General features: G+C 70.1%; 17 protein-coding genes and 5 pseudogenes. 11 read left to right on the plus strand and 11 right to left on the minus strand.

Annotated features, from left to right (window positions below):
- A partial coding sequence (locus ACWCQ1_RS49245) for a biotin carboxylase N-terminal domain-containing protein (protein WP_279617129.1) occupies positions 1-96 on the minus strand: 96 nt, incomplete at its 3' end.
- A gap of 365 nt (positions 97-461) precedes the next feature.
- A complete protein-coding gene (fabD, locus tag ACWCQ1_RS49250; RefSeq protein ID WP_451029751.1) occupies positions 462-1,454 on the minus strand; it encodes an ACP S-malonyltransferase in 993 nt (330 codons plus the stop codon).
- A 483-nt stretch (positions 1,455-1,937) separates the two neighbouring features.
- Between fabD and ACWCQ1_RS49255 the strand changes: the two genes are divergently transcribed.
- Entirely contained in the window at positions 1,938-2,696 is a 759-nt protein-coding gene (locus ACWCQ1_RS49255; RefSeq protein WP_451029764.1) for a response regulator transcription factor, read from the plus strand.
- A 547-nt stretch (positions 2,697-3,243) separates the two neighbouring features.
- Positions 3,244-3,924 (plus strand): 4'-phosphopantetheinyl transferase family protein, encoded by a 681-nt coding sequence (locus ACWCQ1_RS49260; RefSeq protein ID WP_451029752.1) that lies wholly within the window; start codon positions 3,244-3,246, stop codon positions 3,922-3,924.
- 87 nt (positions 3,925-4,011) lie between these two features.
- On the opposite strand, the pseudogene ACWCQ1_RS49265 reads toward ACWCQ1_RS49260, so the two are convergent.
- The 4 genes and pseudogenes from ACWCQ1_RS49265 to ACWCQ1_RS49280 all read right to left on the minus strand — a co-directional run.
- Positions 4,012-4,415 (minus strand): annotated as a pseudogene (locus ACWCQ1_RS49265) (methylated-DNA--[protein]-cysteine S-methyltransferase); the annotation flags it as partial.
- Positions 4,415-4,576 (minus strand): annotated as a pseudogene (locus tag ACWCQ1_RS49270) (3-methyladenine DNA glycosylase 2); the annotation flags it as partial. The pseudogenes ACWCQ1_RS49270 and ACWCQ1_RS49265, both read right to left, overlap by 1 nt.
- Positions 4,571-4,781 (minus strand): annotated as a pseudogene (locus ACWCQ1_RS49275) (helix-turn-helix domain-containing protein); the annotation flags it as partial. The pseudogenes ACWCQ1_RS49275 and ACWCQ1_RS49270, both read right to left, overlap by 6 nt.
- Before the next feature lie 5 nt (positions 4,782-4,786).
- On the minus strand, positions 4,787-6,175 hold the full coding sequence (locus tag ACWCQ1_RS49280) for an MFS transporter (RefSeq protein ID WP_451029753.1): 1,389 nt from the start codon (positions 6,173-6,175) through the stop codon (positions 4,787-4,789).
- A 126-nt stretch (positions 6,176-6,301) separates the two neighbouring features.
- On the opposite strand from ACWCQ1_RS49280, the gene ACWCQ1_RS49285 reads away from it, so the two are divergent.
- Positions 6,302-6,937 (plus strand): helix-turn-helix domain-containing protein, encoded by a 636-nt coding sequence (locus ACWCQ1_RS49285; RefSeq protein ID WP_451029754.1) that lies wholly within the window; start codon positions 6,302-6,304, stop codon positions 6,935-6,937.
- Between the two features lie 30 nt (positions 6,938-6,967).
- Here the strand turns inward: ACWCQ1_RS49285 and ACWCQ1_RS49290 are convergent.
- Positions 6,968-8,157: pseudogene (locus ACWCQ1_RS49290) on the minus strand (PP2C family protein-serine/threonine phosphatase).
- A gap of 203 nt (positions 8,158-8,360) precedes the next feature.
- Between ACWCQ1_RS49290 and ACWCQ1_RS49295 the strand changes: the two are divergent.
- From ACWCQ1_RS49295 to ACWCQ1_RS49310, 4 genes are all read left to right on the plus strand, one after another.
- Entirely contained in the window at positions 8,361-8,561 is a 201-nt protein-coding gene (locus tag ACWCQ1_RS49295; protein WP_133049689.1) for a type II toxin-antitoxin system VapB family antitoxin, read from the plus strand.
- Between the two features lie 585 nt (positions 8,562-9,146).
- Positions 9,147-9,896: a hypothetical protein gene (locus ACWCQ1_RS49300; RefSeq protein WP_451029755.1), complete on the plus strand. Its 750-nt coding sequence runs from the start codon at positions 9,147-9,149 to the stop codon at positions 9,894-9,896.
- Between the two features lie 300 nt (positions 9,897-10,196).
- Positions 10,197-10,514, plus strand: coding sequence for a hypothetical protein (locus ACWCQ1_RS49305; RefSeq protein WP_451029756.1), 318 nt, complete (start codon positions 10,197-10,199; stop codon positions 10,512-10,514).
- Position 10,515: 1 nt separating this feature from the next.
- Positions 10,516-10,716, plus strand: a complete 201-nt coding sequence (locus ACWCQ1_RS49310; RefSeq protein WP_451029757.1) for a hypothetical protein — start codon at positions 10,516-10,518, stop codon at positions 10,714-10,716.
- Positions 10,717-11,110: 394 nt separating this feature from the next.
- Here the strand turns inward: ACWCQ1_RS49310 and ACWCQ1_RS49315 are convergent, their stop codons facing one another.
- The 3 genes from ACWCQ1_RS49315 to ACWCQ1_RS49325 form a co-directional block, all read right to left on the minus strand.
- Positions 11,111-11,767 carry a TetR/AcrR family transcriptional regulator gene (locus ACWCQ1_RS49315; RefSeq protein WP_451029758.1) on the minus strand — a complete coding sequence of 219 codons (657 nt, stop codon included), beginning with the start codon at positions 11,765-11,767 and terminating at the stop codon, positions 11,111-11,113.
- 76 nt (positions 11,768-11,843) lie between these two features.
- On the minus strand, positions 11,844-12,011 hold the full coding sequence (locus tag ACWCQ1_RS49320) for a hypothetical protein (RefSeq protein WP_451029759.1): 168 nt from the start codon (positions 12,009-12,011) through the stop codon (positions 11,844-11,846).
- 471 nt (positions 12,012-12,482) lie between these two features.
- Positions 12,483-15,023: a discoidin domain-containing protein gene (locus tag ACWCQ1_RS49325; protein ID WP_451029760.1), complete on the minus strand. Its 2,541-nt coding sequence runs from the start codon at positions 15,021-15,023 to the stop codon at positions 12,483-12,485.
- 349 nt (positions 15,024-15,372) lie between these two features.
- Here ACWCQ1_RS49325 and ACWCQ1_RS49330 point away from each other — a divergent pair.
- From ACWCQ1_RS49330 to ACWCQ1_RS49345, 4 genes and pseudogenes are all read left to right on the plus strand, one after another.
- Positions 15,373-15,947: pseudogene (locus ACWCQ1_RS49330) on the plus strand (DUF1996 domain-containing protein); the annotation flags it as partial.
- 57 nt (positions 15,948-16,004) lie between these two features.
- Positions 16,005-17,360, plus strand: a complete 1,356-nt coding sequence (locus ACWCQ1_RS49335) for a beta-1,3-glucanase family protein (protein WP_451029765.1) — start codon at positions 16,005-16,007, stop codon at positions 17,358-17,360.
- Between the two features lie 309 nt (positions 17,361-17,669).
- Positions 17,670-18,590 (plus strand): DUF2236 domain-containing protein, encoded by a 921-nt coding sequence (locus ACWCQ1_RS49340; protein WP_451029761.1) that lies wholly within the window; start codon positions 17,670-17,672, stop codon positions 18,588-18,590.
- A gap of 166 nt (positions 18,591-18,756) precedes the next feature.
- The gene (locus ACWCQ1_RS49345; protein WP_451029762.1) at positions 18,757-20,250 is read left to right on the plus strand and encodes a protein kinase domain-containing protein; all 1,494 of its coding nucleotides are present in this window, start codon (positions 18,757-18,759) and stop codon (positions 20,248-20,250) included.
- Positions 20,251-20,436: 186 nt separating this feature from the next.
- Here ACWCQ1_RS49345 and ACWCQ1_RS49350 read toward each other — a convergent pair whose 3' ends face one another.
- On the minus strand, positions 20,437-21,201 hold the full coding sequence (locus ACWCQ1_RS49350; RefSeq protein ID WP_451029763.1) for a hypothetical protein: 765 nt from the start codon (positions 21,199-21,201) through the stop codon (positions 20,437-20,439).
- Between the last annotated feature and the right edge of the window lie 228 nt (positions 21,202-21,429).

The raw sequence follows: 21,429 nt of genomic DNA on the forward strand, positions 1-21,429 counted from the left end.
GGCGTAGACGGCCACGCTCGCGATGCCGGCGTCCCGACAGGCCCGGGCCACGCGGACAGCGATTTCGCCACGGTTGGCGATGAGCACCTTGCGCAGCATGATGCGCATACCTCCGAGTGTGTGGGGACAAGCCCGCGTGCCCACGCAGAGCCGCTGAGCCCTGTCGTGGAAGCGGTCGGGCGGCGTCGGCAAGCGGTTGGACGGCGTCGCCGGTCCGGTCGGCAACCGGCGGTCCGCGCCGGGAGACCGGAGGGACCGGAATCAGACGGCCCCACCGGGGACCGTTGGTCACCGGGAATCAGGCGGTCTCACCGGCAACCAGTCGGCCCGCCGTGAACCGTTGACCTGACGGGGAGCCGTCCAGCGGCATCCCGAACCGGCAGGCAGCCTCGTCGGCGACTGGGCCGGACCAGTCGGTTGCGTCGGAACAAGCGGCGGCCGCGGGGTCGTCGGGGCGCGGGTCAGGCGGAGGCGGTCACCGTGTCGGCCCGGTCGGCCCCGGCCGTTCCGTCCGCCAGGTGAGCGTCGACGGTCGCGGCGAGCTCCTCGACGGTTCCGGTGGTGTGGCTACGGGCGTCGGCGTCGATCTTCCGGCACAGGCGGGAGAGCACCCGTCCGGGCCCGACCTCCACGTACTGCCGCACCCCCAGGTCGGCCATCGTGCGCACGGTCTCGGTCCACCGCACCGGCTCGGCCAGTTGCCGGCGCAGCGCGGCGACGACCTCTTCCGCGCGGGTCACCGGGGCGGCAGTGACACTGGAGATCATGGGCACCTCCGGATCACGGAACTCCACCCCGGCCAGCGCCTCGGCGAACTCGGCCTCGATCTCGTTCATCAGCGAACAGTGGAAGGGCGCTCCCACTCCAAGCGGCACGACGCGGCGGGCGCCCGCCTCCTTCGCGGCCTCGGCCACTGCCCGGACCGCCTCCGTCTGGCCGGAGACCACAATCTGGGCGGGCTCGTTGTCGTTGGCCACCTCGACCACCTGGCCCGTCTCGGCTGCGACCCGGTCGCACAGGACCTGTACGTCCGGCAGGCTCAGGCCCACCACGGCCGTCATGGTTCCCGGCACCCGCTCGTTGACCTCGGCCATCAGCCGACCGCGCAGCCGTACCAGGCGCAGGGCCTCCTGCCAGGGGAGCACGCCCGCGCACACGGCGGCGGCGTACTCACCGAGGCTGTGCCCGGCGACGACAGCGGGTTCCACATCGTGGGCACGGAGCACGTCCAGGACGATGATGCTGGTCAGGAAGACCGCGGGCTGGGTGACCGCGGTGTCCCGCAGGGCCTCGACCGGTCCCTCGTGGCACAGCCGGGACAGCGGAAAGCCCAGGATGTCGTCGGCGGTGCGGTAGTACGTGTCGAGCAGGTCGGGACGCCGCCGCACGAAGTCGGCACCCATGCCGACGCGCTGCGAGCCCTGGCCCGGGAAGACGAACGCGGTGGATGTCATGTCTGGTTGCTTCCTTTCCTCCAGGGCGATTTCATGACGATCCCTCGGGCACGCCGTACCCGAATTACGTGCGCCGGAATATCGATTGCGACTGCTTTCCGGCCCCGGCCGCGCCGGGGCCGGAAAGCGGATCGGCGGTTTCGAGCTTCACCACAGCGGCCCGCTCCGTCAAGGCCGCTGAAGAGCTGCGCAAAGACTTGTCAGACGAGTGCAAAGTCTCCAGGAGCGTGAAAGGCACACGTCACAGGAGTGCAATGCCGAGATGTTCACCCCCGGCGAGTCCCGCTACGATGTCCTACGCAAAGGCCTCCACAACGGAAAGGACCTGCGCGCAACGCCGAAGAGACCATCGACGTTTTCTCTGTCCTGGACGGCCCCGGATGCCGACCCCATCGGGGGACGGCGCCGTGACCGACCGACAGACGATGTCCGTTTGCCGACCGCATCGCCTAGAACAGAGGACCCCGCGTGCGCATACTTCTCGTGGAAAGTGACCAGAGCCTGGCCCGATGCGTCGCCGCCGATCTGCGACGGCAGGGATACGAGGTGGATCAGGCAGCGATGACAGGAGAGGCTCTGCGGTCCTGCCGGCAGGCCGACCTCGTCCTGCTGGACCTGAGCCTTCCCGACCTGCCCGGTCCGCACATCTGCCGTGACATCAGGGCCATCGCCGACGTGCCCGTGCTGGCGCTCAGCGGCGACCGTACCGAGGCCACCCGGGTACGGGCGCTGCGGGCGGGCGCCGACGACTGCCTCGACAAACCCTTCGGGTTCCGCGAACTGGTGGCCCGCATCGAAGCGATCATGCGGCGAGCCCGTGCACCACGGCCCCCCGAGGCCGCTCCCGTCCCGGACCTGCCGGTGAAGACGGACGCGGCCGCCCGGGTGGCCCGGGTCGGCAAGCGGGAACTCTCCCTCACCGAGAAGGAGTTCGACCTGCTCCACCTCCTGGTGTCCCGCCCGGGGACGGTCATCTCCCGGGAGGAGATCATGGCCAAGGTGTGGGGCGCCCCCTGGAACAGTCGGAGCCGCACGGTGGACACCCATGTCGGGAGCCTGCGCAAGAAGTTGGGGCACGACGAATGGATCACCACGGTGCGCGGCGTGGGCTTCCGCTTCGCTCCAACCGGACACCCCGCGCCGGCGGGGCCCATCGAGGCCCCCGTCAGGGCGGGAGGCCCGGGACGCCGGGCGGCCCGTCCGCAAAAGACCACGCCGCTCAGCGTGGTCCTCGCATCCTGACGGAACGACGGCCGCGCAGGGGCCCTGCGTCCCCGCGCCGCCGGCGGAGCGCCCACGACAGGGACCGCTGCGCAGAGGAGTTGCCCTCCCCATTGCCGTCTTCGTAACCCCGCAACAGGCGTACCTGCCTGCGGAGTTGGCATGACCACCTCCCCTTGTGCCGTGCCGGGGCCGGTGAGGACGACCGGAGGACACCGCACGTGATCGACACCGACGACATCGACGTCCACCTCGGCCTGGGCGTCGGCAAGGGCGAACACCATGCCACCGCGCTCACCCCGGACGGGTGACCGCGCATGTGCCGCGGCGGGCCGTGCTGCGCCTGCCGGTGTTCGAGTCGGGCGGTTCGCGCGCTCCGGGCGGGGAAAGACCGCCGCACGTCCGGCGCCGCCAGCTCCGCGTGCCGGAGCCGGAGCCGCGGGCAACTGCCCGCTCGACCCGAGAGGGTGAGAGGGCTCCAAGCGGACACACCGCGGCACGAGCGCCGGACGCTCCCTGGGCGGCTGTGCCGCACACTGCTGAACCCCACCGACGGAGGTCTGACCCCGTGATCGAGGAACTGCTCCCGCAGCCCGTGGCGGCCGTGGAAGCGTTCGGTGACGAGGAGGCCCGGGGCGCCGCGCTGTATCCCGAGGAGGAGCAGCGTGTGGCACGGGCGGTCGACAAACGCCGCCGGGAGTTCACGTCCGTACGAGTCTGTGCCCGACGCGCCATGGAGAAGCTCGGCGTGCCGCCCGGACCTGTCCTGAGCGGCGCGCGCGGTGCCCCGGTATGGCCCGACGGGCTGACCGGCACCATGACCCACTGCGACGGTTACCGCGCCGCCGCACTGGTGCGCACCCCGGACCTGGCCTCCCTCGGCATCGACGCCGAACCGCACGGACAGTTGCCGGACGGTGTCTTCGAGAGCATCTCGCTGCCCACCGAACAGCACCGGCACCGCGGGCTGCGGGCCGCCCGCCCCACCGTCCACTGGGACCGTCTGCTGTTCAGCGCCAAGGAGTCCGTCTACAAGGCGTGGTTCCCCCTCACCCACGCCCAGCTCAACTTCTCCGAGGCCGACATCGAGTTCTTCACCGAACCGGGCCACGGCGTGCGCGGCCGCTTCCACGCCCGGCTCCTGGTCCCCGGGCCCACGGTGGACGGCGTGCGCCTGAGCGCTTTCGAGGGGCGCTGGCTGGTCGACAAGGGCCTGATGCTGACGGTGGTCACCGTCCCGCACCACTGAAGGCGCGCACCCGGGACGGCGCTGATGCCCCGCCGGTAGTCCCTGGCAGTGCGGGCAGGCCCGTGGGGGAGCGGAGCACTGCCGGGCCCGCACTACGCCCTCCAGGGTCAACAGCCATGGCTTGCGGTCGAGTCCGCCCACGTCCGCACCGATGCCCCGGTGGCAGGGGCACACGATGAGCAGGGGGCTGGCGCTGACGGCCCCGCCGACGACCCGTACGACGGCACGGTGGGCGTCGATGCGCGCGGTGATCTCGCCGTACGTGACCGTTCCGCCATAGGGCACGTCGTCGAACGCGGCCCACACCCGTTCCCGGAACTCGGTGCCGCAGCCCCAACGGCAACCGGAAATCCTTGAGTTCACCCCGACGACCCGGCCGCCCTTCTGCCCGGCACGGGCAGGGAGGTGGGGGAGGCGAGCGCACCGTCCGCGTCGGCGATGAGCAGCTGGCCGACGGGCACGTCGAAGCCCGTCCAGCAGGTGCTCTCCATCAGCAGTCCAGCTCCCCCGCGACCCGCAAGTGCTGAACAGCGTAGGACCGCCAGGGCCGCCGGCTGTCGCGGCTGTCGACGCCGGGCGGTGCCACGTCCGGGTCGCCCGGTGCGCGAGCGCGGACGGCGACGACGGCCGGGTCCGTGCCGGGCGGGGCCGGGGTGGCCGTCGGCTGGTGTCGTGGCGTCGAGGAGCGGTCCAAGAGCCCGATCTCGCTGAATCTGCGGTAGCGGTTCACCCACTTTGAGGCGCAGACGCGGGAGATTCCCAACTCAGCGGCGACGTGAGCAATGGGGGCGATTTCGGCAGCGCTCGACGAGGCGGCGACGCCCTGCAACGGACAACGGTGCGTTGCGGTGAGTCACGCGGCTCACCGCGCTTGTGGGGAGGTGGGGGCCGTGGTGGCCTCCTTCGGCCGTGATACGTGGGCGACGAGGAAGAGCAGTACGCCACAGGCGGCGACCAGGATCCAGCCCGGGCGGGACGCGTGTGCGAGCCCCGCCGGGCTGGCGGCCGTGACCAGGCCGCCGGCGAGAGCGATACCGAGGGCGGAGCCGAGTTGGCGTGCGGTGGAGGTGATCGCCCCGGCTACGCCGGCGCGGGCGGGTGGCAGTCCATTGACCGCGGTGTTGGTGATCGGGGCGTTGGCGAAGCCAAAGCCGATGCCGATGAGCGAGTATGCGGTCAGAAGCAGGAGGACGCTCGTGTGCGGGGTGAGCCGGACCAGGCAGAGCCCGCCGACCGTGATGAAACCGCCGGCGAGGAGCAGCGGCAGCCTCGGTCCCGCGCGGCCGACCATGCGGCCGGACCAGGGGGCGCAGACGGTCGCTGCGACGGCCAAGGGCAAGGTCGCCACGCCGGCGGCCAGCGGCGTCCATTGCCGAGTGTGCTGCAGGTAGAGGGTGTTCAGCAGAAGTGTCATGTTCAGCGCGACGAAGACCGCCACCGCGCCCATGACGGCACCGCTGAAGACCGGGCGTCCGAAGAGCCGCAGATCCATCAGCGGATCACGTCGGCGGGACTCGACCCACACGAATCCGGCTGTCGCCACGGCAGCCCATGTGTATCCCGCCAGTGCCGCAGGCGACGTCCAGCCCAAGCGCGGCCCTTCGATCAGGACGCCGACCACGACTGCGAGGATCATGGTCAGCAGGACCTGGCCGGGCAGGTCGAGTCGCCGGGCCCGCTGTGCCCGGGACTCCGGCACGAACACCGCACTGAGCAGCAGAGCGGCCACGATGACGGGTGCGTTGATCCAGAACAGCGCCCGCCAGTCGAGCCATGCGAGCAGCGCGCCGCCCGTGACGGGTCCGGCGGCCATGCTCAGTCCGAACACTGACGCCCAGATGCCGATCGCCTGCGCCCGTTCCTTCGGGTCTGGCATCGCGTTCACCACGATCGCGAGCGCCACGGGGCTGAGCATCGAGGCACCGATGCCCTGCAGGGCGCGCGCCGCGATGAGTACGCCCGCCGACGGGGCGAGCGCGCAGACCAGTGAGGCCGCGCCGAACACGGCCAGCCCGCACTGGAACACTCGGCGGCGTCCAAAACGGTCTGCCAGTGCGCCGGAGGAGATCAGGAGACTGGCCAGGACGAGGGTGTAGGCGTCCACGGTCCATTCGAGACCGCGCGTGTCGACATCCAGGCCGCGCCCGATGGCGGGCAGACCTACATTGACGATGGTGGTGTCCAGGCCCACCAGGAACATGCTCAGGCAGCAGACGGCCAGTACCGTCCAGCGTCTGCGCGCTCTCAGCATGGGTTGAACAGGGTGTGTCGTCGCGGTCACGGTCTACCTCTGATGTCCGGGAACAATGCTCGGCAAGGCTCGGCCCGGGCGGCGGCCGCAGGCCATCAATTTTGCGGACTCTGCAAAACTGGAGCGATGAACACAGGATCCAGGGACGCGGAGCTGGAGCGGATTCTCGATGGCATCGGGCCCCGGCTGCGCAGGCTGCGCCGGGAACGGGGACTCACGCTCGAGGCACTCGCAGCCATGACCGGGATCTCGGTCAGCACGCTGTCCCGGGTGGAATCGGGCAAGCGGCACCCGACTCTGGACCTGCTCATCCCGCTGGCGCGGGCGCACCACGTCGCACTCGACCAGCTGGTGGCCGCGCCGGCCAGCGGTGACCCTCGGGTGCACCTCCGGCCCCTGCACAGGGAGCGCGGGAGCGTCCTCGTGCCCCTGACGCAGTACCCGGGCCGAGTGCAGGTCTTCAAGCAGGTACTGGCACCCCGCCAGCCGGAACTGGTCACCCACGAGGGCTACGAATGGCTGTACGTCCTCGCCGGTCGGCTACGCCTCATCCTCGGGGCGCAGGACTTCACGCTGCGGCCCGGCGAAGTGGCCGAGTTCGACACCACCGAGCCCCACTGGTTCGGCCCCGCGGACGCGAGCGCCGTGGAGATCCTGCACCTGTTCGGTCCACGAGGAGACCAAGCCATCATCCGCGCCAGACCGTCCACAACCGATCCCGCCCCGCCGACCACCCCAGACCCACCGTCAGCAATGTCATGACCCGCACCACCTAGGCATGGAGTGGCCGTTTCAGGTGTTGGCTCCGGCGTGGGCTTGGCGTCCCTGGGTGGTGGGACCGTGCCAGTCCAGGCACATCACGGTGGCGTCGTCCTGGAGCCTGCCGTCACTGGCGTCGGTGACGGCTGCGACGAGGGCGCGTACCATCTCGCGCGGATGCTCGGTGGCGGTGGCGGCCATGAGGGCGGGCAAGTCGACGGATGCCGCGCGGCGTTCCTGCATGCCGTCGGTGTACAGCACCAGCCGGTCACCGGGGTGCAGGTCGATGTCCTGTACCCGGTACCGGTGCTGCCCTTCGACGCCGAAGGGCAGATCGGCGCGCAGGAGCACTTCTTCGACGGTGCCCTCGCGCAGCCTCGGTGGCCGGCGTTGACGAGCTGCGCTCCGGTTCCATCCAGGGCGATCCGCAGGAGCTGTCCGGTGGCCAGGACCGCGGGCTTGTGCGCGAGCAGGGCGTGGTGGGCGCGGGCGGCCTGCTCGGCCAAGGGGGCCGCGGCACGGCGGGCGCCTCGGGAGGCGTTGACGAGAAGGGTGGCGATGAGCGCGGCGTTGAGGTCGTGCCCCATGGCGTCGGTCAGGGACAGGTGCAGGGTCTCGCGGTCCAGGGCGTAGTCGTAGGTGTCGCCGGCGACGCTCTCGGCGGGCACCAGGGCGCAGGCCAGCGTGAACTGGGCGGCCTCGCAGGAGGGGGCGGTGGGCAGGAGCTGGCGTTGGATTTCGGCGGCCAGGCTGACGGGGGCGGTGCGCTGGGCCCAGTGGTAGAGGTCGGTGAAGCGGCGGTCGGTGACCACGATGTAGGCGAGGGCGTGAGCCGCCTGCTCCACCTCCTCCAGCGTGGCGTCGCTGACATCGATGGCGTTGGGCAGGGAGAGTTCCAGAAAGCCGATGGCGTCGCCCCGGTTGGTGACGGGGGCGATCATGCGGTGCCCGTGCCCGCTGGGGTCGTCCGGGACGCGGACCAGTTTCTGGGTGCGCAAGACCTGGTCGTAGAGGCTGCCGGTGAGCGGGATCCGCTCGCTGCTGTGCCCGTGCAGGGTGGTGGCGTCCTCCGCCACCCGCACCACGCGCTCGCCGATCAGGTCGAGGAACAGGAAGGACACGTACCGCGCGCCGTACGGCTCGCGCAGGTCGCGCGCCACCACGTCCAGGGAGTCCACCGGCGCGGCCGCCTCGGCCGCAGCCAGTACTTCCCCCAATACCATCCGCTCCCGCGCCACCTCAGCCTCCTCGAAAGATCCAGAATCCTCACTTTCCCGCGATGGCCGCAGAGGATTCCAGCCTCGCGCACCGCGGCGACGCCGACGCCGCGCCGAGTAACAGCTGTTGGAGCCTCACATCGATCTTGAGCGCATGCTACGGAACCGTGAGCAGCTAGAGTGCGGATGCGACGCGATGAGGGGGCACGGTGGCCAAGGTCAATATCAGTCTCGACGCCGAACTCGTGGTGGAAGTGATGGTCCTGGCGGGGATCGGATCGCCCCAGGACGCGATCGAGGCGATCGTGCGGGATTACATCGCCCGTGGCCACCGTACGGAGGCCCGCACCGAGCTCAAGGACCAAAGCCTGCGCGACCTCGACGTCAAGCCGCAAGAGCCGCAAGGCTGAGCCTCCTGCCGCGTGCCGCCACTGGTCCAGCTCCTGCCCACCGAGTCCTGAACGGGCAGTTGCTTCCATCTCTGATCTTGCGTGGGTATCCCCGGCTTCAGCCGGGGAGGGAAACGCTTCTTCGGCCCGGAGCCGCGCAGCGGCGGAGTTCGCTGTGGCTTCGGGGGACGGTCAGGTGGGCCGTTTCTGGCCCTCGATGTACTGACGGACGATGCTGAGCGGTGCGCCGCCGCATGATGCCTGTGGCGAACGGCTGCTGACGGGCCAGCACTGCGATCGCCCACTGCTCCAGGTTCCCGTTGTGGCGCCTCGACCTTTTCCTCAGCGGAGGTGACGTTCGGCGCCGCTCTCGCCCGAGTCGAATCCTCGAGGCGTTCGCCCGGATCCCCGCGTGCCTGTCCGGCCTGCGGCCGGCCGTCCGCCGCACCGAGCTGCGCTTGCTCACCGACCGCCTGACGGGAGGACTCGCCGGGCTGCCTGTCGCCTGGGGACCCGCAGAGTCTATCTAAGTGGACAGTGTCCACGTATATTTGTGGACAGCGTCCACTAACGCTGTCTCTCTGCAGAAGTGGAGGAACCGAGATCATGTACAGCCCACCTTGGTACGTATGGCTCATTTGCCTCGTTGGCGCGATCGGCTTCCCGGCCGTCACCTGCCTCGTGCTGTACCGCGGCGCACGCAGCGCCGGCTCGTCGCCCGCGCGGGCGGCATCGCTGGCGATCACGGCCGGCGTAGTCCTCGGCGGCTGGCTGGCCGCCAGCGCGGTCATTGCCGCGCGGGGCCACTACCAGGGCACCCCGGACGGGCCACCCTGGCTGGGGATCGCCGCCGGTGGATCCCTGATCGCGCTGTTGGCGACGAGCCGGATTCCGGCCGTCGCCCGCGCCCTCGCCGCCCCGGGTTCCTTGAGCCGCAGCACCCTGCCGCACGCCTTCCGGATCGCCGGCGTCTCGTTCCTGATCGTGATGGCCCTGGGGCATCTGTCCGCGCTGTTCGCCATTCCGGCCGGCCTCGGCGACATGGCGGTCGGGATACGGGCACCGTTCGTGGCCCGCCGGCTCGCCCGGGGAACCGGTCACCGCGGCGCGGTCTGGTTCCACGCGCTCGGCACACTCGACCTGGTCACCGCTTTGGTCCTCGGCGGCCTGACCGGCTACGGGATCGTACACACCACCCCGCCGAGCGATGCGCTCGCCCTGCTCCCGATCGTCCTGATCCCGACCGCGGGCGTCCCGCTCCTGCTCGCCCTGCACGTCGTCTCCCTGCGCCGCCTGGTCGCGAGGCCGGGGACCGCCCGGCAGGTCGCGACGCCGGAGGCCGCCGCGCTCGGCTGACCACATCCGGTGCACAGCGCCCACACCCATCACCCCTACCGGAAAGGAAGGACAGCATGTCCGCGTTCGATGAGCTCGCGCGCCGCAACCGCGCATACGCCGAGTCCGGCCGGCTCGCGCAGCTGAACCCGATACCGAAGACCGGAGTCCTGATCGTCACCTGTATCGACCCGCGGGTGGAGCCGGCCCGGTTCCTCGGCGTCGACCAGAACGACGCGCTCGTGGTGCGTAACGCGGGCGGTCGGGTCAACGACGGCACGATCTTCGACATCGCGCTCGTCACGTCGCTGCGGGAGGCAGATGGGAGCAGCCGCCGCACCACCGATGGAAGTGGCGGTCATCCACCACACCCAGTGCGGTTCGGGCTTCCTGGCCGACGACGACTTCCGCCACGGGTTCGCCGCCCGGACCGGCCTCGCCGACGCCGGCCTGCAGGCCGCGGCCATCGTCGACCCGCACGTCACGGTACGCGCCGACGTGCAGCGGCTGCGATCGTCGCCGCTTGTCGCCGACCGCATCGTAGTGTCGGGACACGTGCTGGACCTGCAGACAGGTCTGGTGGAGACGGTACTGTCCGCGACCTCGCCGTACTCCCGTGACGAACAAGCGCTGGACTGACATGGAGCACGTCCCCTTCGGCGGTGCGGCACCGCAGGAGCTCCCGGGGGACTGGGCTTGGCAGGGGAGCACCGCCACCTCCGGCCCCGAGACCGTGATGAGCGTTTTGGACCTGCGCATGCGGTACGGAGCGTTCGAAGCTGTACGCGGTCTCGATCTACGGGTCCGCCGGGGCGAGGCGTTCGCCTTCCTCGGCCCTTGACGGCGCAGGGAAGACCACCACGGTGGAGATCCTGGAGGGCTTCCTCGGCGCAGCGCGGGCGACGTCCGGGGCCTGGGCGAGGACCCGGTCCTCGCCGGGCAGTCCTGGCGGACCCGGATCGGAGTGGTCCTTCAGGACACGGAGCCCGATCAGGGCCTGACCGTCGCGGGGTGCCTGCAGCTGTACGTTTCTGCCCGGCTCCCCACGGTGTCGGGGGAGACGCTGGAGCGTTCCGTCGCGACCTGTGTGCCCTTCTCCGCCACCTCGACGGCGCGCTCCTAACCGCCGACAACCCGCGCACCGCCGCGGCGGGTGGCGGCGGCCCTTCCGGGTGGCCGAACTGCGACCAGCCGGTACCGTCTGACGCCCAGTAGGAGGAGCGCAGCCGGGCGGCCTACGCCAGACTGTCTTCGACGAAGGCGCGGGTCCGCTCCTCGATGCGTTGACGGTCCACCTCGGGGACCTCCCGCAGCGGGCCCTGACCGAGGAGCACGGCCAGCCCGTGTACCTGGGACCAGATCGGATACTCAATGCCCTCCCGGCGCCGCGCGTCGAGCGCGCCGGCGTCGACCAGCTCGTCCAGGACCGCGCGAAGATGGTCCAGCGGCATGCGTTCCCCGCCGGCCCCGCCGTTCGCCACCCCGTACGCATGCCGCTGCGGCACCGCGAACGCGGTCGCGAACAGCCCCGGCTCCTCCCGGGCGAAGTCGAGGTACGCCGTACCGATGGCGCGCAGCCGATCGCGCGCAGCCCACGGATTGCCGTATGCACCGCGCACCCGGGCGATGCCGGCCGCCATACGGTCGGCCAGCTCACGCATCGCCGCCGCACAGACCTCGGCCAACAGCTCGTCACGGTCGGCGAAGTGCCGGTAGGCCGCATTCGGCACCACACCCACGATCCGCGTCGCCTCGCGGAGCACCACGGCATCCGGACCACCCGCTCGCGCCAGGTCGAGCCCCGCCGCGACCAGGCCCTCACGGACCGCCCCCCGCGGTCGCCGACGCCGCTCCGCCTCCGGCGGCTCCGCTGCTGGCTGGCCCGGGCTCATCGCAACAGAGTAGCAACGTGCACACCGTCCACCCCGCGCCGCCGGACCGGAGCAGGCCGACGGCGGGCCTCACAGGTCACAGCTCAGTGTGCAGCGGGGCGTTGGGCGCGGGTGAGGGCGTGGTGGAGGTGCCGGCGGCGGTGGCGTGGCTACCGCGCCAGGCGGCCGGGTAGGTGAGGTCGCCAAGCAGGCCGGCGCCCAGGCCGTGGTTTCCGAGGGCGTAGGCGTTGTGCATGGCGGCCATCCAGTACTGGCTGGCGTGTGTGGTGGCGCAGGTCGAAGCGGTGCCAGGCGATGGTCTGGGATGACGGCCGCCGGGGGTGCAGCCGGAGGGCGAGGGCGGGCGTGTAGCGGCCGTGCCAGGGCTGGTCGGTCATGGTGGTCAGGTGGGCGTCGAGGTGGGCGGTGTGCTGACGCTGCTCGGTGGGGAGTGCGGCGAGGTGCTGGGTGGTTCGGTCGAGGAAGGCCACCAGGTCCTCGCCGACCAGGCGTTGGCCTCTGGCCGGGGCGAGCGGCGCCGGGTGCGTTGGCCCAGTGGGCGGCGAGCGTGGACAGTGCGGTGCCTGAGATCGTGAAGAAGGTGCGGTGGGCTCGCCAGCACCGGCTCATCAGCCCAGACACGTGTGGACGAAGGAGCGCCTGCCGGGTGCCGCGGTCGCGGTCCCGGCAGGCGGTCGGCGGTGCGAGCGGTGCGGAATGTCACCGGCCAGGTCGGTTACGGGAACGACGTCAGCTTCGACGGCACGGTGTCTGTCCCCGAGGTCGGGGCGCCGGTGTTGTTCACGACGTGGGCGTACTGGCCCTTGCCGCCGAGGGAGATCACGAGCACGTCGTGCAGCTTCACTCCGGCGATGACCGGGACCTGGAAGCCGTGTGCCTGGACGATCGACGGATCGGCGGTGTAGTTGCAGTAGCTGCCCAGGCCCCACGCCTCGTGCTGGGTCACGGTGTCGGCGACCTTGTAGGCCGCGTAGCCGACGATGCCGTCATGGGTGATGGCGGCGGCGTTCGGGGCGTCGTAGGCCTTCTCGTTCTGGAAGAAGATGGTGCGGCCGCGTTCGCCGCTCCACAGGACGTCGTACTTGTTGAAGTGCTCCACGAACAGTCCGGTGGCCAGGACGTCGTCGCCGTTGACGCGCAGGCCGTAGTCGGCGCGGTTGGTGTCCCAGCCGACGCCGCTGCCGTGGTCGGCGCGCCACAGCCAGGTGTGGTCGATGACGACGTCGTCGCTGTTGACGACGACCGCGTTGGTGGCGAGGCCGGGTCCGGCGCCGCCGATGCGCACGAACACGTCCTGCATGGTGATCGGGTCGGCCGAGTGGTCGGCGCTCGCGCCGGGCTGTCCGATCCGCAGCAGGGTGTCGGAGTTGACGGAGCCCGCGTCGATGAGGAAGCCGGCCAGGCGGACGCCGTCGACGTCGGCGACGTGCATGGCGTCGATGCCGTTGTCCGGCACGAGCGTGGCCAGGCCCAGTCCGAGGACGACGGTGTCGGCGCGGGTGACGTCGATGGTCTGGTCGAGGTGGTAGACCCCGGGGGTGAACAGGAGGTTGAGGCCCTGGGCGAGGGCCTGGTTGATGGTGGCGGCGGTGGCGCCCGGCTTGACGACGTAGAACTGGTCGAGCGGGATGGAGGTGCCGGCGTTCGCCGGCCAGGACACGCCGCGCGCGTTGGTGCGCTTGGCGGGCACGAACACCTTGTAGGTGCTGCCGTCGAGGTAGAGGAAGGGCTTCTCGCGGGAGACGGGCGTGGTGTCGAGGGTGGTGTACGGGCCCGAGTCGAAGTTGGTCGCCGGGGCGCCCTGGACTCCGGTGAACGTCATGTTCCACACGCCGTTGGTCCAGCCGCCGACGGAGCTGTCGCGGGTGTACCACTGCTGCTGGGAGTACGGACCGACGGTGCCGTCGATCTTTGTGTCGGCGATGTAACCGCCGGAGGCCCAGCCGTAGCCGTTCGGGGCCAGGTTGAGGCCGCCCTTGACGTGGATGCGGCGGAAGGGCGCGGCCTGGGCGACGGCCCAGCGGTCGGTGCCGTTGGACGGCGTGATGGCGAGGTTCTCCGCCGAACGCCAGAAGTTCTGGGTGGCGTTGCCGTTGAACCAGCCCGCGTCGACCGTGATGTCACCGTTGATCTGGGTGTCGTCCGGGTTGATGCCGAGCCCCGAGATCGAGGTGTAGAAGCCGATCTGGGCGTTGATGCCGTTGTAGGTGCCGGGCTTGAGCAGGAACTGGTAGCGGCCGGTGCCGAACTGGCTGGACTCCTGCTTGGCGAAGACGTCGTCGAACTTCTGCTGCAGGTTGGGGGTGCTGGGGTCGACGACGATGACGTTCGGCCCGAGGTCGCCGCCGCCCTGGACCGGGGGAGTGGCGCCGCCGGTTGCGGTGTGGATCGCCGCCTCCCACAGGGAGTAGCCGTAACCCGTGGCGCGGACTGTGCCGTTGATGCGGACGTAGCGGCCGGAGCCGGTGACGTCGTAGGAGGCCGTGCCGCCGCTCGCGCCGGTGACGCTCTTGAGGGTCGTCCAGCTCTGGCCGTCCGCGGAGGCCTGGATCTGGAACTCCTTGGCGTAGGCGGCCTCCCAGGTCAGGTCGACCTTGCACAGGCTTTTGACCGAGCCGAGGTCGACCTGCACCCACTGCGGGTCTGAGGCCTGGCTGGACCAGCGGGTGCCGGTGTCGCCGTCGAAGGCGGCGGAGGCGGGAGTGCCCGCGTTCTCCGTGGAGGAGGCCGAGGCGGGCCTGCCCTTCGCGGCGTTCGCCGTGTCGCAGGAGGCCGTGCCCGTGCCGGAGGTGCCGAAGACCTGGAACTCCCAGAGGGAGTAGCCCCATTGGGTCGCGCGGTGGACGCCGTACATCCTGACGTAGCGGCCCTGGCCCAGGACGTCGAGGCTGTCGGTTCCGCCGTCGCCGCCGGTGACGGAGGTCAGGTCGGTCCAGGTGCTGCCGTCGGCGGAGGTCTGGATCTTGTAGTCCTTGCCGTAGGCCGCCTCCCAGTTGAGGACGACCTTTGAAATGGTGGCCGTGGCGCCCAGATCGACCTGCAGCCACTGCGCGTCGCTCGCGGCCGACGACCAGCGGGTGCCGGTGTCGCCGTCGACGGCGTAGGCGGCCGGTGTGCCGGCGTTCTCGGTGGAGGAGGACGTCGCCGTTCGGCCCTGAGACAGGGGCACTTCGGCCGCGGTGGCCGCGTGGGGAACGGGTAGCGCGAGCAGCACCGCCATGGCGGCGAGCACGACGCCCATGGATCTCAGTCTCATGGAGGTCCCTGCGGGTGTGTTGGGAAAGGAACACGGGACGCCGCCGAGACGGCAGGCGGATCGACACGCCAAGGGCTACACCCCGACGCTTAGTTCACGTCTTGATTTAACTGATGAGTCACAACCCCCGGCAACCCTTCGGAACTTGAAATCTTTCCGGATCCCCTTCTGCCCGATCCCTTGACATCTTGATGGCATGCCCCCAACACTCCTCGGCGGGAGAGCGCTCCCATGTCCGACCCAGCGCTCCCTGACCCCCACAGCACAGGAGGAGGTCTCCATGTCACGGAGATCGAACCGGTGACCGGCTCGTTGGCGGGGAGGTAGTCGTGGCCCTCCGGGGCCTCCGGTGAGCCGGCGACGGACGCCGCCATCGCGTGGAGTGGGCGCCCGCGAACGCCCGCGCCGCGGAGCTGGCGTGACGTCGCCCACGCAGGACCCGCCCCACCGCTACTTCCACGAGTTCCAGGCCAACTGCTCGGTCACCCACACCAGGCCCGACGACCCCATCGTCTACCTGCAGCAGCCCGGCAAGTCCCACGACCACACGTTCATGGGGACACCACCACCGACGCCTACAGCACGACGGCCTCGCTGGAGGCCGGCAGCACCTGCAAAACTCCCGGCGACCTGTCCGGCTACTGGATGCCCACCCTCTACAACGGCGATCAGCAGATCCTCCCCGTGGGACCGCAGGCCATTTACCACAAGGCGGGCGTCACCGACTGCACCAGCGTCCGGCCTTTCCCCAAGGGCCTGCGGTTCGTCGTCGGCAGCCCGATGCAGAGCGCCGACGAGTTCCGCCACCACCCCGGCTTCGTCGAGGGCTGGGAGTGCGGTGACAGCTACTTCAACACTGAGTTCCCCACGGCCTGTCCCAACCGCGCCGACGTCCAGCTCACCATCCGCTTCCAGGCACCCTCTCGCATCTGCTGTTGCTCCACCCCCACGCACAGCTGCTCCGGCTCGAGGAGATCCCGCATGCAGAGTTCCGTCAGCGCACCCGTCCACAGACCACTGATCGACCTCGCCCGCCACCACGCGATCCTCGGTCTGGTCGTCGCCCTGATCGCCGCCTTCTGCGCGGTCCTGGCCCCGGCACCCGCCCACGCCGCCGACCAGCTGCTGTCCCAGGGCAGGCCGGCCACCGCCTCCTCGACCGAGAACGGCACCTTCCCCGCGAGCGCAGCCGTCGACGGCAACACCGGCACCCGCTGGTCCTCGGCCTTCTCGGACCCGCAATGGATACGGGTCGACCTCGGATCCGTCCAGCAGCTCAGCCGGGTCAGCCTCAACTGGGAGGCCGCCTACGCGACCGCCTTCCAGATCCAGACCTCCACCGACGCCAACACCTGGACCACCGTCTACTCCAGCACCAACGGCACCGGCGGCACCCAGAACCTCACGATCTCCGGCAGCGGCCGCTACGTCCGCGTCTACGGCACAGCGCGCGGCACCCCGTACGGCTACTCACTGTGGGAGTTCCAGGTCTACGGCCCCGGCGGGACCACCCCGCCGGACGACTTCTGGGGCAGCACCAGCGGCATACCCCCGGCGAGCAACGCCGTGGAGGTGAAGATCCTCAACCGCACCAACGGCAAGTACCCCGACAGCCAGGTGTACTGGAGCTTCAACGGCCAGACGCACTCCATCGCCGAGCAGCCCTACCTCGACATGCCGGCCAACTCCGCCGGCCGCATGTACTTCTACCTCGGCTCGCCCAACAGCCCCTACTTCGACTTCATCGAGTTCACGGTCGGCAACAACGTCTTCAACGGCAACACCACCCGCGTCGACGCCTTCGGTCTGAAACTGGCCATGCGTCTGCACAGCAAGGACGGTTACGACGTCGAGGTCGGCGAGAACCGGCAGACCTTCGCCGAGGACCGCGCCACCACCTTCCAGCGCTTCACCGACGCCGTGCCGAACGAGTTCAAGGTGCTCGCACAGACCCAGGCCCCCTACCGGATCATCGCGCCCGGCAGCGACCCCAGCTTCCGCGCGGGCGGCGCCAACGCCAACTACTTCACCGCCTACGCCCAGTCCGTGGCCGTGAACGCCGCCACCTCCGACATCTTCGGCTGCGCCGCCTCCCTGGCGGGCAACCCCGACATGTGCGCTGCCCTCAACCGCCACGTCGCCACGCTGCCGGCCTCCCAGCAGTCCGACCCGGCACAGTTCTACAAGGCGGCACCGGCGAACTACTACGCCAAGTTCTGGCACGACAACGCCATCAACCACCTCGCCTACGGCTTCCCCTACGACGACGTGGCCGGCCAGTCCTCGTTCATCTCCCATGCCGACCCGCAATGGCTTCTGGTCGCCGTCGGCTGGTAGCAGGCCGCGCGGCACGCACGCCCGACACACACCGAAACCGCTCCCAGGCCCCGGTGCGGGAGCCGGGGCCTGGGAGCACGGCGTCTCAAGAGTCCAGCACCGCCACCGGCCCGTCGTACGCCTGCGCGCTCAGGACAGGATGCCCCGAGGAGCACGCCCGGGCCGGCCACGACAGCCGGACGCGTACGCCTGGCACCGGGAACCCGGTTCGTCACGGCTGCGTCTCTCGGTGCAGCACCATCGACTTGGCATCAATTCCTGTAGCGGCCACGGCAGATCACCCATGGCCTTGAGGTGGAGGAACCAACTTTGCGCCGTGGCTACAAGTGGGTGGATCGCGAGTTGGCCCGCATGGATCCGGACACCGAGTGGGAGAGGATGATCGCGCTCTACGTCAGCCACCGGGTGCCCGAGTTCGCCCTGGCGATGATGATCTATCCGGCAACCATGCACATGATGCAACCGTCCCTCGGGGCAGCCACGTTGGACCACACGCGAAAACTGGAGACGAAGCCATACCGGCGCTTCCAGGACGGCAACGACTTCCTGGTGGCCTGGATGGTGGACGGCGTGTCCAGCTCGGCGGGCCGCGCAGCCGCTGAGCGGCTGAATCGCATCCATCTGGCCGTGGCCCGGAAAACGCCCAACTTACCCGGCAACTTCGACGACATCGACGACTTCGTCTATCCGCTGGTCCTGCTGGCCACCTTTGCTCACCGGCTCCAGACCTCGCTGGGTCTGCCCGGTATGCCCGAACACATGCGACGCGCTTGGCACCACTGGGCGCAGGCCGTCTTCCGCGTCCTGGAACGCGAATCCGGGCCCCTCGCCGAGGAGCCCTTCCCCGAGGACTGGCAGGCGATGGAGGAGTTCGCCCGGAAATTCGACTCCCGGCCCTACGAGCCGACCGATTCCGGGCACCGTGTCGCCACCGCGATGATGCACTTCTTCGCCGAGCGCTGGTTCCCGCCCCCACTGCATGCCTTCGGCCGTGATCTGACCCGCTACCTCGCTGGGGAACGAGTCTGCCAACTGCACCGGATCGGCTGGCTCGGGCCGCGCCGCGAGCGAGTGATCCGCCTGTTCCTCAAGACGCTGTTCCTCGCCCACCGTGTGCTGCCTGACGCCCGCACACCGCTGCCCGACCGCCTCCGCCGGACCCGGCGCACCAACGCCCAGCTCAGGGAGCTTGAAACCTACTCCCGCCAAAGGCCCTTCAGTTCAAGGTAGTTGACTGCACAAGGTCATCTAAGTGCTCCGCTATGCTCGTCCCCGTTCGAAGACAACGACGCCCGGCGGGCGCCCAGGCCGCCGGAAGAGAAACGTGAGAGAGTCCGTGATATCCGGAGATAGCGATCACCAGGCGGCGAGTCGTTCGGAATCCGGCTCGGATCGAGTGATCGCCGGCCGATATCAGCTCCACGAGGTCCTGGGCCGGGGTGGCATGGGCACGGTATGGCGGGCCCATGACCAACTGCTGGACCGTCCGGTCGCCGCGAAGGAACTGCATATCCTTCCGTACGGCGACGAGGAGCACCGCGTCCGGATCCGCCGCGCAATCCGTGAGGCGCGCGCGGTCGCCCGGGTGCCGCACCCGCACGTGGTCGGCATCCATGACCTCGTCGAGGGCGTGGCGCGGTTGTGGATCGTCATGGAACTCGTCGACGGACCATCGCTGGCGCATCACATCGCCAAGTCCGGACCGCTCGCACCGCAACACGCCGCCGCACTCGGGCTACAGCTACTCGACGCGCTGGCGGCCGTGCACGCCGCCGGTACCCTGCATCGCGACGTCAAGCCCGCCAACGTCCTGCTGCGGCGCGACGGCAGCGCCGTCCTCACGGACTTCGGTATTGCGGCCCTGGACGACGGCGAGTTCCTGACGACCACCGGGGAACTGGTCGGCTCCCTTGAGTACATGGCGCCGGAGCGGGTGATGGGAGCGGAGGTCGGCCCGGCCTCCGACCTGTGGTCACTGGGCGCGACCCTCGCCACGGTCTGCGGTGGTCAGTCTCCTTTCCGTCGGCCCGCGCGCCCCGCGACGCTGCACGCGGTGGCGTACGAGGAACCCGCTCTGTCGGATCGGCTGGGCCCGCTGCGCCCCGTGATCGAAGCGCTACTGCGCAAGTCCCCGGACGAGCGCCCCTCGGCAGCAGGTTCTCGTTCCGCGCTGCAGCGGGTCGCGGCGGGGGAGGCGGACGCGGGGCCGCTGCCGTCGGCGACCGTGCGGGTGGCGCGGCCGACCACTGCGTTGGCCGACGCGGACACCGTGACCAGCGGCCAGCAGCGGCTCGTACCGGCCGGGGAGACAGTGCCGACGGTCCTGCACACCACATCGCTCAGGCCCACTCCCCGGCAGGCGTCCCCCTCGGCGGGTCCGAAGCGGCTGGTGTGGGCACTCGCCGGTACTGCCCTGCTCGCGGCAGGCGTCGTGGGCGGTCTTTTCCTCACCGGGACCCTGCCGCCCAAGGACGGCCCGAGGACGACGACCGTCAGCCAGGTCGTCCAGGCGGCGAACAGCTGGCAGCCGGTGGCCGGAGTCTCCGTGCAGCGGGGGGACAAGGTCACCGTGCGCTTCGTCAGGGGACAGTGGACCGCCGACTACCGGAACTGGCCCCTGACCGGGCCGAGCGGATACGACGCCGCCACCGACAAGGCGATGTCCGGCGCGAACAGCTGCAAGGTCAAGTCCGCGGCCCCGTTCGCCTCCCTGCTGGCGCGCCTCGTGGGGGAGAACGACTTCCCGGTTCACTCCGTCGGGCAGAGGCTGACCTTCCTGGCTGCCGGAAAGGGCACCCTGCAGCTGGGGATGAACGACACCGCCGGGTCGTGCTCCGAGGACAACAGGGGCTCGCTGACCGTGCGGGTCAGCGTCACCCACGGGTCCTGAGGGCAACGGTCAGCGACGCTTGTGCCTCGCTGAGTGTGATGTCCTGCGGCCGGATCGCGTGGGGAATCCCTCTGCCGGCCACGCCGTCCGGCTGACTCCGAGCAACTGGGAGCACTCCGCCTGCGGCATGGTATCGGCTTCGGCCGGGCGTTCATGGCGGCGAAAGGGAGGCTCACCCTCCTCTTCTCAGCCACTGTGCGCAGCCTGCCGGGGGAGCCAGATCCGGCCCTTGACGCGATCCGGGTGCCAGGAGCCGACCGGGCCGTAGGTCACGTACTGACGCACGGGGTCGTGGAGCCGGTACAGCCGCCGGCCGTCGGGGGGCGCTGTGACCGCATACGCCAGGTGGCGGTCGACCAGTTCATCGAGGAGGTCCGCGGCCATTCCCGGTGACGGTGTCACCTCAGTCACCATGTCGTCGGCACTGAAGTCGCCGTTCACGTTCCTCAGCCGGAGCAATGCGGCCCGGAGCGGAGTCGGCAGCGAGCTGTAGTAGGCCGCCACACTGGCTTCCAGCGACAGATCGCCGATGCGCAGGAAGCGAAGCCGGTCCTGCTCGTTGGTCAACCGGTCCGCCAGATCACGCAGCGACCGGTGCGGTCGCCCTGACAGCCACAGCCCGGCGATGTGGAGAGCCAGAGGCAGACCGCCGCAGAACCGCAACACTCTGGACGCGGCCGAGCGCTCTGCAGCTGTGCGGGCGGTGCCGAGCAGGTCCTGCAGCACCCGTAGGGCGTCCGTGTCGCTGAGGGCATCGATACTCTGACGAAATTGCCCGGTAAGAGCGGGCAGTTCACGGCGCGCGGCCACCAGCACGGCGTGGCACGAACCGTCCACCAGCAGTGGGCGCACCTGTGCCTCGCTGTCGACGTTGTCCAGGACGACGAGAATGCACTTTCTGCTCAGCGCGTCCCGTAACCGGGCAGCTGCCTCCTCCGGATGATCGGCCACCGGGCCGGCGCCGAGGGAGCGCAGGACGCGGGGAACGATCTCGTCCGGCGTCAGTGGTGGGGTGGACATGTTCGGGTGGAGGTCCACGAAGACCTGACCATCCGGGAATCGGTCACGCGCACCGTGTGCCGCTGGTCGTGTCCCGCGTGATGGTGTAGCCGATCAACTGGTGGGAGTGTTCGTCGTGTTGGGGAGCGCGGGGGCGCTCTCGGGGAGTCCGGGGTAGAG

This window comes from Streptomyces sp. NPDC002144, from assembly GCF_053593695.1.

Excerpts from the sequence above, each read along its gene's own strand:
- ACWCQ1_RS49320 (WP_451029759.1), bottom strand. The coding sequence starts at position 12,011 with ATGGCCGCCATGCACAACGCCTACGCCCTCGGAAACCACGGCCTGGGC.
- ACWCQ1_RS49325 (WP_451029760.1), bottom strand. The coding sequence starts at position 15,023 with ATGAGACTGAGATCCATGGGCGTCGTGCTCGCCGCCATGGCGGTGCTG.
- ACWCQ1_RS49305 (WP_451029756.1), top strand. The coding sequence starts at position 10,197 with ATGGGAGCAGCCGCCGCACCACCGATGGAAGTGGCGGTCATCCACCAC.
- ACWCQ1_RS49310 (WP_451029757.1), top strand. The coding sequence starts at position 10,516 with ATGGAGCACGTCCCCTTCGGCGGTGCGGCACCGCAGGAGCTCCCGGGG.
- ACWCQ1_RS49285 (WP_451029754.1), top strand. The coding sequence starts at position 6,302 with ATGAACACAGGATCCAGGGACGCGGAGCTGGAGCGGATTCTCGATGGC.
- fabD (WP_451029751.1), bottom strand. The coding sequence starts at position 1,454 with ATGACATCCACCGCGTTCGTCTTCCCGGGCCAGGGCTCGCAGCGCGTC.
- ACWCQ1_RS49315 (WP_451029758.1), bottom strand. The coding sequence starts at position 11,767 with ATGAGCCCGGGCCAGCCAGCAGCGGAGCCGCCGGAGGCGGAGCGGCGT.
- ACWCQ1_RS49280 (WP_451029753.1), bottom strand. The coding sequence starts at position 6,175 with ATGCTGAGAGCGCGCAGACGCTGGACGGTACTGGCCGTCTGCTGCCTG.
- ACWCQ1_RS49335 (WP_451029765.1), top strand. The coding sequence starts at position 16,005 with ATGCAGAGTTCCGTCAGCGCACCCGTCCACAGACCACTGATCGACCTC.
- ACWCQ1_RS49300 (WP_451029755.1), top strand. The coding sequence starts at position 9,147 with ATGTACAGCCCACCTTGGTACGTATGGCTCATTTGCCTCGTTGGCGCG.